Genomic DNA, 11,955 nt, shown 5'->3' with positions numbered 1-11,955 from the left:
GCCCGTACTATCGTGGTCATTTGAGCAAGGCTTCGATCTCCTGGCTCAGGTCCTGTGGCTTGGTCGTTGGCGCAAATCGCTTGACCTGCTTGCCGTCGGGGCCGATGAGGAACTTGGTGAAGTTCCACTTGATATTCTTGGAGCCCAGCAGCCCCGGGGCCTGCTTTTTCAACTGTACGAACAATGGGTGGGCATCGCTGCCATTGACGTCGACCTTCTTGAACAGCGGAAAACTGACACCGAAGTTCAGCTCGCAGAACTCGGCTATCGCGCCTTCGTTACCCGGTTCCTGCTTGCCGAACTGGTTGCAGGGAAACCCCAGCACCACCAGCCCCTGGTCCTTGTAGCGCTGCCAAAGTTGCTCCAGGCCCTTGTACTGGGGGGTGAAGCCACATTTGCTGGCGGTGTTGACCACCAAAATGGCCTTGCCGGCGAAATCGGCCAGGGTCTTTTGCTCACCCTTGATGGTGGTGCAAGGGATGCTCAGCAGGGAGTCGCTCATGGCAATGCCTCAATTCAGGGGAAGAAGTGATACGCGTACGCTTGACCGACTGGCATTCGGGCCTGTTTATCGCTTCAAGCCAAGCGCGGCACCAGGTCCAGGCACACCGAGTTGATGCAGTAGCGCAGGCCCGTCGGCGGCGGCCCGTCCGGGAACACATGCCCCAGGTGTGCGTCGCACTTGGCGCAGGTGACTTCGGTACGAATCATGCCGTGGCTGACGTCACGAATTTCGATCATCGCGCTGTCGGCAATCGGCTCATAGAAGCTCGGCCAGCCGCAGCCAGAGTCAAACTTGGCCCTGGAATCGAACAGCGGCTCATTGCAGCAGATGCAGTGATACACGCCGTCGGTCCTGGTGCCGTTGTACTTACCGCTGAAAGGCCGCTCGGTGCCCTTGAGGCGGCACACGTTGTACTGCTCAGGGTCGAGCATGGCCTTCCACTCATCAACGGTTTTCTGCAACTTTTCCATCGGTACACCTCGGCAACTGAAAAACCCTGATCTGTGTCTTTTCCATGGATCAGGCGGCACGTATGATTGCGCCTCTTCAAAACGCCAGTCTGGCACCCGCGCCATCGGCATTCAAACGTATTTATGGGGGCGAACCGCGCAGGATTCACCCTACGGTAGTGCCTACGCCGTCTGAATCGTTCATTTTCAGGATCACATCGCCATGCAGGTCAGCAAATCGAACAAGCTCGCCAACGTCTGCTACGACATTCGCGGCCCAGTGCTCAAGCACGCCAAGCGCCTGGAAGAGGAAGGCCATCGCATCCTCAAGTTGAACATTGGCAACCCGGCGCCGTTTGGTTTCGAAGCGCCGGACGAAATCCTCCAGGACGTGATCCGCAACCTGCCGACCGCCCAAGGCTACAGCGACTCCAAGGGCCTGTTCAGTGCACGCAAGGCGGTAATGCAGTACTACCAGCAGAAGCAGGTCGAAGGTGTCGGCATCGAGGACATCTACCTGGGCAACGGCGTGTCCGAGCTGATCGTGATGTCGATGCAGGCGCTGCTCAACAATGGCGATGAAGTGCTGGTGCCGGCACCGGACTATCCGCTCTGGACCGCTGCCGTGACCCTGGCTGGCGGCCATCCGGTGCATTACCTGTGTGATGAAGGCGCCGACTGGTTTCCGGACCTGGCCGACATCAAGGCCAAGATCACCCCCAACACCAAGGCGCTGGTGATCATCAATCCGAACAACCCTACCGGCGCCGTGTACTCCAAGGAAGTGCTGCTGGGCATGCTTGAACTGGCACGCCAGCACAACCTGGTAGTGTTCTCCGACGAGATCTACGACAAGATCCTCTACGATGACGCCGTTCACATATGCACCGCCTCCCTGGCTCCGGACCTGCTATGCCTGACCTTCAATGGCCTGTCCAAGTCGTATCGCGTGGCGGGCTTCCGCTCCGGATGGATCGCCATTTCCGGCCCCAAGCATAATGCCCAGAGCTACATCGAAGGCATCGACATGCTGGCCAACATGCGCCTGTGTGCCAACGTGCCGAGCCAGCACGCCATCCAGACCGCCCTCGGCGGCTACCAGAGCATCAATGACCTGATCTTGCCCCAGGGTCGCCTGCTGGAGCAGCGCAACCGCACCTGGGAGTTGCTCAACGCGATCCCCGGTGTGAGCTGTGTGAAGCCTATGGGCGCGTTGTATGCGTTCCCGCGGATCGACCCGAAAGTCTGCCCGATTCTCAACGACGAGAAGTTCGTGCTCGACCTGCTACTGTCGGAAAAGCTGCTGGTGGTCCAGGGCACTGCGTTCAACTGGCCATGGCCGGATCACTTCCGCGTGGTGACTTTGCCACGTGTGGATGACCTGGAAATGGCCATCGGTCGCATCGGCAACTTCCTGAAGTCCTATCGCCAGTAAGGAAATTGACGCTGTACGACTCACATTGGGTCGTACAGCGATTATCTGGCAACACTTCTTTCTCGCTTACGCGCGGTGGTAGTTCACTCAGCCCCTGCCCGAGGCGTGCCCCCTATAATCACGGGGCGGCAAGGCAAACTTACGCCGGTCATGGCCGACAATACAGGTCGGAAAATCCCTTCAGGGCCTTACGTTCACGCTGTAGGACACAGTTTGAAATAGTCGCTCGGTTGAATCACCCCATGCGGCACCTTATATACCCCGCAGTACGCGACATATTAAGCATGAGGAGAACCCTACAACCATGATGCGCATCCTGCTGTTCTTGGCCACTAACCTGGCGGTCGTGCTGATTGCCAGCATCACCCTGAGCCTGTTCGGCTTCAACGGGTTCATGGCGGCCAACGGGGTTGACCTGAACCTCAATCAGCTGTTGGTTTTCTGTGCGGTCTTTGGTTTTGCCGGCTCGCTGTTTTCGCTGTTCATCTCCAAGTGGATGGCGAAGATGAGTACCAGCACCCAGGTCATCACTCAACCTCGCACTCGCCATGAACAATGGCTGATGCAAACCGTGGAGCAGCTATCTCAAGAAGCAGGCATCAAAATGCCCGAAGTGGGGATTTTCCCTGCCTATGAGGCCAACGCCTTCGCTACCGGCTGGAACAAGAACGACGCGCTGGTGGCCGTAAGCCAGGGCTTGCTGGAGCGTTTTTCGCCCGATGAAGTCAAGGCGGTGCTGGCCCACGAGATCGGTCACGTGGCCAACGGCGACATGGTCACCCTCGCGCTGGTACAGGGCGTAGTGAACACCTTCGTGATGTTCTTTGCGCGGATCATCGGCAACTTTGTCGACAAGGTCATCTTCAAGAACGAAGAAGGTCGCGGCATTGCCTACTTCGTGGCGACCATCTTCGCCGAGTTGGTGCTGGGCTTCCTGGCCAGCGCGATCACCATGTGGTTCTCGCGCAAACGCGAGTTCCGCGCAGATGAAGCCGGCGCACGCCTGGCGGGCACCAGCGCAATGATCGGCGCGCTGCAACGCTTGCGCTCCGAACAGGGCCTGCCGGTGCATATGCCGGACAGCCTGACGGCCTTTGGCATCAACGGTGGCATCAAACAGGGCATGGCTCGCCTGTTCATGAGCCACCCGCCGCTGGAAGAGCGGATCGACGCACTGCGTCGTCGGGGCTGATAACCCAGGCAAGACAAAAAAGGGGCGATTGAATCGCCCCTTTTTCGTGGACGTGATTTACCGCCTGGTCAGCCGATAAACACGCTCATCAAGCCGAGTAACGCCGTCCGCCTTGAATTTGCTACTTTCACTCAAAATGTCCCGCTCTTGCAGCGTGACCACATTCCAGTGCGGGCCCAGCAACGACTGCACTTCCTCATCCGGGACGGCGAAAGGCGGGCCAGCCCTTTGTGCCTGGTCGTAGTCGACAGTGATCAACAACCCCTCACAGACGGGGGTCAGCAGGGTATCGAGATGCTCGGTGTATCGCGAGCGCATTGGCTGCGGCAAGGCGATCAGTGCCGCACGGTCATACAGCGCCGTGCAATCAGCCACGGCACTTGAGTCAAGGGCGAAGAAGTCACCGCACCACACTTCGATCAGGCCCGCCTGATACACCTTGAACACGCCTCTCTGATCGATCTGCGGCGTAAGCCCCTGCTCGCTGAAGAACGCCTCAACGGCTTGATCAGACACCTCCACACCCATCACGCGATGCCCGCGATCCGCCAACCACTTCATGTCCAGGCTCTTGCCACACAAAGGCACGAAAACCCTGGCACCATCAGCCAGGCCCAACATTGACCAATGCCGCTGCAAGTAAGGATTAACGTCGGACTGATGAAAACCGATCTGATTGGTTGCCCAGCGTTCCTGCCAAATTTTTGCGTCCATGCATCACCTTGAAAAAATCGATCAAAAGACACTAAATCTTATATTAGATCTCGATTAATGATCTGAATGAAGATAGCGCCATATTATTCTTCAGGACCCCTCTTATGCTCCCCAGCCTGTTTATCTCCCATGGCTCCCCGATGCTGGCCCTGCAACCCGGTGCCAGCGGCCCGGCGCTGCAGGCCCTGGCAGCCGCGTTGCCACGGCCCAAGGCGATTATGGTGGTATCGGCGCATTGGGAAAGCCACGAGTTACTGGTGAGTGGCAGCGCCGCGCCCGAAACCTGGCACGACTTCGGCGGCTTCCCTCGCGAACTGTTTGCGGTGCAATACCCTGCGCCGGGTGATCCACAGCTGGCAAATGAAATTGTCGAGTTATTGCAGGCTGACGGCCTGACTGCACGCGTCGACAACCAACGGCCCTTCGACCATGGCACCTGGGTGCCCCTGTCGCTGATGTACCCGGCGGCGGATATTCCGGTGGTGCAAGTCTCCCTGCCAAGCCGCATGGGCCCGGCTTTTCAAACCCGGGTTGGACACGCCCTCTGCAGCCTGCGCGATCAAGGTGTGCTACTGATCGGCTCCGGCAGCATCACCCATAATCTCGGTGAGCTGGACTGGCGCGCCGGGCCGGAAACCATCACGCCATGGGCGCTAGCCTTTCGCGACTGGGTGGTCGAAAAACTCGCTGCCGGTGACGAAACAGCCTTGCATGACTATCGCCTCCTGGCGCCCCATGCAGTGCGCAGCCACCCCAGCGACGAGCATTTGTTGCCGCTGTACTTTGCGCGGGGTGCCGGAGGTGATTTCAGCGTGGCACATCAGGGCTTCACCCTCGGCGCCTTGGGCATGGACATCTACCGCTTTGGCTAACGCAGATGCACAGCCTGAAATCCCAGGCAAAAAAAATCCCCGAACCAGTCGGGGATTTTTTATGTGCGATCAATCAGCCCAGAGGCGGATCAATCTTCGCGGTAGCGACGCAGTTTGAGCTGCTTACCGGCAACGCGAGTGTCTTTGAGCTTGGCCAGCAGTTTTTCCAGGCCATCCTCCGGCAGCTCCACCAGGGAGAAGCTGTCACGTACCTGGATGCGACCGATGGCTTCACGCGCCAGGCCACCCTCGTTGAGGATAGCGCCCAGCAGGTTCTTGGCAGCGATACCGTCACGTGCACCCAGCGCGGTACGGCAACGAGCACGACCTTCAGCCAATGGAACCGGAGCACGACGCTCACGATCGCCACGTTCTGGACGGTCGCCGGAACGCTCTGGACGATCACCGCGCGGGGCGTTGTTCGGTACCAGTGGGCGCTCTTTCTCGATGGCAGCCAGGGTCAGGGCTTGACCATTGGTCGCTTTGCGCAGCAGGGCTGCAGCCAGGGCACGCGGGGTGCAACCGATATCGGCGGTCAGGCGGTCCAGCAGGTCGCCGTGGGTCGATTCAGCGTCAGCCACCAATGGCGCCAGGCTGTTGGTCAATTTCTTGATGCGAGCATCAAGAACGGCCTGGGCATCCGGCAGGCGTACTTCGGCAACTTTCTGACCGGTGACACGCTCGATCACTTGCAGCATGCGGCGCTCGCGCGGAGTCACCAGCAGCAGTGCACGACCTTCGCGACCCGCACGGCCGGTACGGCCGATACGGTGAACGTAGGACTCTGGATCGTACGGCATGTCAACGTTGAACACGTGGGTGATACGTGGAACGTCGAGGCCACGGGCAGCAACGTCGGTCGCCACAACGATGTCCAGACGGCCATCCTTGAGGGAGTCGATCACGCGCTCACGTTGGTTCTGGGCGATGTCACCGTTCAGCGCAGCGGCTTTGTAGCCTTTGGCTTCCAGGGCACTGGCCAGGTCCAGGGTCGCTTGCTTGGTGCGCACGAACATGATCAGGGCGTCGAAGTCTTCGACTTCCAGCAGGCTCAATACAGCCGAGGTCTTCTGGTCAGCGTGAACCAACAGGTGAGCCTGTTCGATCGCGGTAACGGTCTGGGTCTTGGTCTGGATCTTCACGTGTTGCGGATCGCGCAGGTGGCGTTCGGCAATGGCACGGATCGACTGCGGCAGGGTAGCCGAGAACAATACGGTCTGACGGGTCGGTGGCAGTGCCTTGAAGATGACTTCCAGGTCATCCATAAAGCCCAGCTTCAACATTTCGTCAGCTTCGTCCAGAACCAGGTGGTTCACGGTCGACAGGACTTTCTCGTCACGACGCAGGTGGTCGCACAGACGGCCCGGGGTGGCGACAACGATCTGTGCGCCGTTACGGATAGCCTTGAGTTGTGGGCCCATCGGCGCGCCGCCGTAAACGGCCACAACGGTTACGCCTGGCATTTGCTTGGCGTAGGTTTCAAAAGCGGTTGCTACTTGCAGCGCCAACTCTCGGGTCGGCGCCAGGATCAGGGCTTGCGGCTCGCGCTTGGCAGGATCGATGCAATGCAAAATAGGCAGGGCGAACGCGGCGGTTTTACCGGTACCGGTTTGCGCCTGGCCAATCATGTCCTGGCCGGCCATGATGATCGGGATCGATTGCTGCTGAATAGCCGAAGGTTCTTCGTAGCCAGTCGCGATGACAGCGGCGAGAATGTTCGGGTTAAGATTAAAAGCGGCGAAGCCGCCGGTTTCCTGGGTCATGGGTCTGCCTCTAAGTGCATCCGCAAAGACCCATGCTCCAAAGCTGCGCATGCCGTGTTGAGACTCAAGAGTCGCCCTGGCTGCTTTGTCGGCGGGGATTTGCGAAAACGAATGAATGAAAAAGATTCGTCAAGGGAGAGTCCGCTGTGCGGACGTGCAGCCGAAGCTGACTTCGGGGAATTGCGCTACCTAAACGCGGCCCGGTTAAAGGCCGGCGCGCACTATACCGGAAATAGCTGAAAAAGGGAGCTTTTTTTATCGCAGCGCACTGATAAACCGCGCTGCGTCGCGGGCTTTGCAGATCTGTGCGCCAGGGTCTATTTTTCAAAGGCCCGGCCCTGCTGGTCATCAAGCTTAAACGGTTCACCCACCCACTCAGGCCCTTCGGTCTGAAACCCTACCCGCGCCCGAGGGCACACCCGATGAAACAAGCCAGCAGTAGCCGCGTCAGCCGTGCACTTGAGGGCCATGTTCTGTTGCTGGGCCTGGACCGCGTGGCCAAACGCAATGCCTTCGATCTGGATTTACTCAATGAGCTGAGCCTGGCCTATGGCGAATTTGATCGAAACGATGACGCCCGGGTGGCCGTGGTATTTGCCCACGGCGATCACTTCACGGCGGGGCTGGACTTGGCCAATGTCAGCGGCGTGATGGCGGGCGGCTGGCAACCGCCGCTGGGCGGGTGCGATCCCTGGGGCGTATTCGCAGGGCCCAGGGTCAGCAAACCGGTGATCGTCGCGGCCCAGGGCTACTGCCTGACCATTGGTATCGAGTTGATGCTGGCGGCGGATATCAACCTCTGCGCCAGCAATACACGCTTTGCACAGATGGAAGTGCAACGTGGGATCTTTCCGTTTGGCGGCGCGACAATGCGCTTGCACCAGATCGCGGGCTGGGGCAATGCGATGCGCTGGCTGCTTACCGGAGACGAGTTCGACGCCCATGAAGCCCTGCGCCTGGGCCTGGTACAGGAAGTAATGGCCAGTGAAGACCTGTTGCCCCGCGCCATCGAACTGGCCAACCGCATTGCTCGTCAGGCGCCGCTTGGCGTGCAGGCGACGTTGATGTCGGCGCGTCTGGCGCGCATGGAAGGCGAAGCTGTCGCAGCCGCCGCCCTGCCACCCATGGTGGATAAATTGCTCAACAGCGAGGATGCCAAGGAAGGTGTGCGGGCGATGATCGAGAAGCGACCGGGGGTGTTCAAGGGGATTTGAGTTGGCAATACCGACGCGATCGGGGGCAAGCCCCCTCCCACATGTGTACGTGTAAACGGATCTGAAATGCGGTCGAATGTGGGAGGGGGCTTGCTCCCGATCGCGCCGGAACAGACAACTAGGTCGCCGGCCGAATAGCCTTGATCAACGGCTGCAACGAGTACCCCAATCGCGGCGCCAAGGCTTCGGCGCGGGCTGACAGGGCATCGAGGTCCAGTTCCTGATCCAGCTCGGAAGGCACCAGCAGAATCACATTGCCCTCCTTCACCGGCAGCTCCCAGTAGTGTCGGTGATACAACCCACGCAGCAATGCCGCGCCCAGCGGTTTACCATCATCGGTGGCCCACTGGTTGATCACCAGCCAGCCGCCGGGGTTGAGTTTCTTCTGGCAGCTTTCCAGAAAGGTCCAGGCCAGATGCCCTACACCGGGGCCGACATCGGTGTAGAGGTCGACGAAGATCAGGTCGGCCGATTCAGCGGTATCGAGCAATTGCAGGGCGTCCCCCACTCGAATGTACAAGCGCGGGTCGTCATCGAGCCCCAGGTATTCGATGGCCAGGCGCGGTACATCAGGGCGCAGTTCAATGGCCTCGACGTCTTCCAAAGGCAGAAACCTGAGGCATGCCTGGGTCAACGTGCCCGCGCCCAAACCGAGGAACAACGCGCTCTCCGGCTGCTCATGGCACAGCGCACCGATCAACATGGCCCGGGTGTAGTCATACTCCAACCAGCTAGGGTCGGCGGTGAACACGCAGCTTTGCTCGATGGCGTCGCCGAATTCGAGAAAGCGGTAATCGGCTACTTCGAGCACACGGATCATGCCGAAATCATCATGGACTTCGGCCAGCAGGCGCTCGACACGCTCCTCGGTCATCACTACTCCTAAGGGGTTACCGCTTGGCAAAGGCGCGATTGTCGGCCAACCGGCAGCAACAGGTCACGCACTAATTGCTGATAACATCAGCGTTATCCGTCAATCACCCAATCGAGTTCATGATGAGCCAACCTTGGAGCCCCGACAGCTGGCGCGCCCTGCCAATCCAGCAACAACCCCAGTATCCGGACGCTGCACACCTGTTGCAGGTGGAGCAGAACCTGGCCAGCTACCCGCCGCTGGTGTTTGCCGGGGAAGCCCGTGAGTTGCGTCGCCAGTTTGCCGAAGTGACCCAAGGCCGCGCCTTCCTCCTGCAAGGTGGCGATTGTGCCGAGAGTTTTGCCGAGTTCTCCGCGGCAAAAATCCGCGACACCTTCAAGGTGCTGCTGCAGATGGCGATTGTCATGACCTTCGCTGCCGGTTGCCCGGTGGTGAAAGTCGGACGCATGGCCGGCCAGTTTGCCAAACCGCGCTCGTCCAACGATGAGACCATCGACGGTATCACCCTGCCTGCCTACCGTGGCGACATCGTCAACGGCATCGGCTTCGATGAAAAAAGCCGTGTGCCGGACCCGGACCGCCTGTTGCAGTCCTACCACCAGTCCACCGCCACCCTCAACCTGCTACGCGCGTTTGCCCAAGGGGGGTTCGCCGACCTGCACCAGGTGCACAAGTGGAACCTGGACTTTATCGCCAACTCAGCCCTGGCCGAGAAGTACAGCCAACTGGCCGACCGCATCGACGAGACCCTGGCCTTCATGCGCGCCTGTGGCATGGACAGCTCGCCGCGATTGCGCGAAACCAGCTTCTTCACCGCCCACGAAGCGTTGCTGCTCAACTATGAACAAGCCTTCGTGCGCCGCGACAGCCTGACCAACGACTACTACGACTGCTCGGCCCATATGCTGTGGATCGGCGACCGTACACGCCAGTTGGACGGCGCCCACGTCGAATTCCTGCGCGGGGTGAACAACCCGATCGGCGTGAAAGTCGGGCCGAGCATGAACCCGGACGATCTGATCCGCCTGATTGATATCCTTAACCCGAACAATGACCCTGGTCGCCTCAACCTGATTGCGCGCATGGGCGCAGGCAAAGTCGGCGACCACTTGCCCAACCTGATCCGCGCCGTACAGCGCGAGGGCAAGCAGGTGCTGTGGAGCTCCGATCCGATGCACGGCAACACCATCAAGGCCAGCAGCGGCTACAAGACCCGCGACTTTGCGCAAATCCTCGGCGAAGTGAAGGAGTTCTTTCAGGTGCACCACGCCGAAGGCAGCTACGCCGGCGGTATTCATATCGAGATGACCGGGCAGAACGTCACCGAATGCATCGGCGGCGCACGGCCGATTACCGAAGACGGGCTGTCGGACCGCTATCACACCCATTGCGACCCACGGATGAATGCCGATCAGTCGCTGGAGCTGGCGTTTCTGATTGCCGAGACCTTGAAACAGGTCAAACGCTGATCAACATCGCCGCCCTTAATCGGGCGGCATCGGGTCGCTGGCAATTGAGCTGGACCTGCTCCAGCCCCAGCCAGGCGGCCATTCGCCGCAGGTTGACGGCCAGCGCCAACATGCCTTCGTCATCCAGCCCCGATTCTTCTTCGTGCACTGCATGCACCGCCAGCCGCCCGTGGGCACGCTCGGCCCGCAGGTCGACGCGCGCAGCGATCCGCTCATTGTGCAAAAACGGCAGCACGTAGTAGCCATACACCCGCTTGTCTTGCGGGGTGTAGATCTCCAGTCGATAGCGGAAATCGAACAAACGCTCGGTGCGGCTGCGCTCCCATATCAATGAATCGAACGGTGACAGCAAGGCACTCGCCGGCACTTTGCGTGGCACTTTGGGCTCCGGCAGACAGTACGCTGGTTGCTTGAAGCCTTGCACCTGGCACGTCAGCAACTGCCCGTCCTCGACCAGTTCGGCCAAGCGCGGGCGGCTGTCCGCGGGGTCGAGGCGGAAATAATCGCGCAGGTCCTTTTCGGTGGCGATACCCAGCGCCGTTGCGCTTTGCATCAGCAAGCCGCGCTGGGCTTGAGCCTCGCTCATGGACGTTTGAAGAATCTCGCCCGGGATCACACGCTCCGGCAAATCATACAGTCGCTCAAAACCCCGGCGCCCCGCGACGGTGACCAAACCGGCGGCGAACAGCCATTCCAGTGCGTGCTTCTCATCACTCCAATCCCACCAGGGCCCAGCACGCTCCTCTCGGGTCGACAAACTGCCCGCACCCAAGGCGCCCTGTTGCTCGACGCTGTGCAACACACGCCGAATAGTCGCCTGCTGCTCACGGCCAAAACGCGCCATCTGCGCATAGATGCCCTGCCCTTGCCTGGCCCGCTCCATGCGCCAGCGCATCAGCGGGTACATCGCCATCGGCAACAGCGACGCCTCATGCCCCCAATACTCGAACAATGAACGCCGCCGCCCCTGGCTCCAGGCTGCTTGCTCAAGGAGCAACGGAGTGTACTGGCCAAGGCGGGAGAACAACGGCAGGTAGTGGGAACGCACCAATGCGTTGACCGAGTCGATTTGTATAACGCCCAGGCGTTCGATCAGCCGGTTGAGGTGCGCAGCTTTTATCTGGGCAGGCGCCTGGCGCCCCGAGAAACCCTGGGCGGCCAGCGCCATGCGTCGAGCTTGCTTGAGTGAAAAGGACAGGTCGGCGGGCATGGCAATCTCCATAAAAGCTCGCTCCCTACCCTACTGCATCCTGGCTTACTTTCGCAGCGGGTCTTCCCAGAAATGCCGATGGCTTTCCTGCTCGACGTCGGCGCGGTTGAGCCCGATATCCTTGAGTGCGTCATCGCTCAACGTCGCCAGCATATTGCGCTCTTGATGCAACAACTGCCAACGCGCAACCCTATTAAACAGACCGGCAAACCACCACTTATTCAGTAATACAAAACCTTTTTGACCTTTCATCTTCTC

12 protein-coding genes are annotated in these 11,955 nt (G+C 59.9%); 5 read left to right on the top strand and 7 right to left on the bottom strand.

The annotated features are described in order from the left end of the window. Positions 1-16 precede the first annotated feature (16 nt). Positions 17-502: a glutathione peroxidase gene (locus TK42_RS21215; RefSeq protein ID WP_005786456.1), complete on the bottom strand. Its 486-nt coding sequence runs from the start codon at positions 500-502 to the stop codon at positions 17-19. A gap of 74 nt (positions 503-576) precedes the next feature. After that, positions 577-975 carry a peptide-methionine (R)-S-oxide reductase MsrB gene (msrB, locus tag TK42_RS21210; RefSeq protein ID WP_103735061.1) on the bottom strand — a complete coding sequence of 133 codons (399 nt, stop codon included), beginning with the start codon at positions 973-975 and terminating at the stop codon, positions 577-579. 202 nt (positions 976-1,177) lie between these two features. Here msrB and TK42_RS21205 point away from each other — a divergent pair, with 202 nt between their 5' ends. Together TK42_RS21205 and htpX are read left to right on the top strand one after the other, a co-directional pair. Next, entirely contained in the window at positions 1,178-2,389 is a 1,212-nt protein-coding gene (locus TK42_RS21205; protein ID WP_003189906.1) for a pyridoxal phosphate-dependent aminotransferase, read from the top strand. A gap of 304 nt (positions 2,390-2,693) precedes the next feature. Then, positions 2,694-3,581: a protease HtpX gene (htpX, locus tag TK42_RS21200; protein WP_005786451.1), complete on the top strand. Its 888-nt coding sequence runs from the start codon at positions 2,694-2,696 to the stop codon at positions 3,579-3,581. A 57-nt stretch (positions 3,582-3,638) separates the two neighbouring features. Here the strand turns inward: htpX and TK42_RS21195 are convergent, their stop codons facing one another. Further along, entirely contained in the window at positions 3,639-4,295 is a 657-nt protein-coding gene (locus tag TK42_RS21195) for a thiopurine S-methyltransferase (protein ID WP_103735060.1), read from the bottom strand. Between the two features lie 104 nt (positions 4,296-4,399). Here TK42_RS21195 and TK42_RS21190 point away from each other — a divergent pair, with 104 nt between their 5' ends. Further along, positions 4,400-5,167: a class III extradiol ring-cleavage dioxygenase gene (locus TK42_RS21190; protein WP_103735059.1), complete on the top strand. Its 768-nt coding sequence runs from the start codon at positions 4,400-4,402 to the stop codon at positions 5,165-5,167. Between the two features lie 89 nt (positions 5,168-5,256). Here TK42_RS21190 and TK42_RS21185 read toward each other — a convergent pair whose 3' ends face one another. Then, a complete protein-coding gene (locus tag TK42_RS21185) occupies positions 5,257-6,930 on the bottom strand; it encodes a DEAD/DEAH box helicase (RefSeq protein WP_005786445.1) in 1,674 nt (557 codons plus the stop codon). 422 nt (positions 6,931-7,352) lie between these two features. Between TK42_RS21185 and TK42_RS21180 the strand changes: the two genes are divergently transcribed. Beyond that, positions 7,353-8,144 (top strand): crotonase/enoyl-CoA hydratase family protein, encoded by a 792-nt coding sequence (locus TK42_RS21180; protein WP_005786443.1) that lies wholly within the window; start codon positions 7,353-7,355, stop codon positions 8,142-8,144. A 118-nt stretch (positions 8,145-8,262) separates the two neighbouring features. Here the strand turns inward: TK42_RS21180 and TK42_RS21175 are convergent, their stop codons facing one another. Next, the gene (locus tag TK42_RS21175; protein WP_005786442.1) at positions 8,263-9,018 is read right to left on the bottom strand and encodes a spermidine synthase; all 756 of its coding nucleotides are present in this window, start codon (positions 9,016-9,018) and stop codon (positions 8,263-8,265) included. Positions 9,019-9,140: 122 nt separating this feature from the next. On the opposite strand from TK42_RS21175, the gene TK42_RS21170 reads away from it, so the two are divergent. Next, positions 9,141-10,487 (top strand): class II 3-deoxy-7-phosphoheptulonate synthase, encoded by a 1,347-nt coding sequence (locus TK42_RS21170; RefSeq protein WP_103735058.1) that lies wholly within the window; start codon positions 9,141-9,143, stop codon positions 10,485-10,487. On the opposite strand, the gene TK42_RS21165 is transcribed toward TK42_RS21170, so the two are convergent. Continuing rightward, a complete protein-coding gene (locus tag TK42_RS21165) occupies positions 10,477-11,697 on the bottom strand; it encodes a winged helix-turn-helix domain-containing protein (protein ID WP_103735120.1) in 1,221 nt (406 codons plus the stop codon). The genes TK42_RS21170 and TK42_RS21165 overlap by 11 nt on opposite strands. A gap of 45 nt (positions 11,698-11,742) precedes the next feature. Continuing rightward, a complete protein-coding gene (locus TK42_RS21160; RefSeq protein ID WP_032877129.1) occupies positions 11,743-11,949 on the bottom strand; it encodes a DUF1127 domain-containing protein in 207 nt (68 codons plus the stop codon). Positions 11,950-11,955: the final 6 nt, after the last annotated feature.

Origin of the sequence: Pseudomonas sp. GZJR-8 (assembly GCF_002916705.1) — a bacterium.
Lineage (GTDB): Bacteria > Pseudomonadota > Gammaproteobacteria > Pseudomonadales > Pseudomonadaceae > Aquipseudomonas > Aquipseudomonas synxantha_A.
The sequence above is the reverse complement of the archived record's forward strand: the minus strand, read 5'-3'. Positions and strand labels throughout refer to the sequence as shown.

Bases quoted from the DNA above. Each gene is read 5' to 3' on its own strand.
- htpX (WP_005786451.1), top strand. From the start codon at position 2,694: ATGATGCGCATCCTGCTGTTCTTGGCCACTAACCTGGCGGTCGTGCTG.
- TK42_RS21170 (WP_103735058.1), top strand. From the start codon at position 9,141: ATGAGCCAACCTTGGAGCCCCGACAGCTGGCGCGCCCTGCCAATCCAG.
- TK42_RS21205 (WP_003189906.1), top strand. From the start codon at position 1,178: ATGCAGGTCAGCAAATCGAACAAGCTCGCCAACGTCTGCTACGACATT.
- TK42_RS21195 (WP_103735060.1), bottom strand. From the start codon at position 4,295: ATGGACGCAAAAATTTGGCAGGAACGCTGGGCAACCAATCAGATCGGT.
- TK42_RS21190 (WP_103735059.1), top strand. From the start codon at position 4,400: ATGCTCCCCAGCCTGTTTATCTCCCATGGCTCCCCGATGCTGGCCCTG.
- TK42_RS21160 (WP_032877129.1), bottom strand. From the start codon at position 11,949: ATGAAAGGTCAAAAAGGTTTTGTATTACTGAATAAGTGGTGGTTTGCC.
- TK42_RS21165 (WP_103735120.1), bottom strand. From the start codon at position 11,697: ATGCCCGCCGACCTGTCCTTTTCACTCAAGCAAGCTCGACGCATGGCG.
- TK42_RS21175 (WP_005786442.1), bottom strand. From the start codon at position 9,018: ATGACCGAGGAGCGTGTCGAGCGCCTGCTGGCCGAAGTCCATGATGAT.
- TK42_RS21215 (WP_005786456.1), bottom strand. From the start codon at position 502: ATGAGCGACTCCCTGCTGAGCATCCCTTGCACCACCATCAAGGGTGAG.
- TK42_RS21180 (WP_005786443.1), top strand. From the start codon at position 7,353: ATGAAACAAGCCAGCAGTAGCCGCGTCAGCCGTGCACTTGAGGGCCAT.
- msrB (WP_103735061.1), bottom strand. From the start codon at position 975: ATGGAAAAGTTGCAGAAAACCGTTGATGAGTGGAAGGCCATGCTCGAC.
- TK42_RS21185 (WP_005786445.1), bottom strand. From the start codon at position 6,930: ATGACCCAGGAAACCGGCGGCTTCGCCGCTTTTAATCTTAACCCGAAC.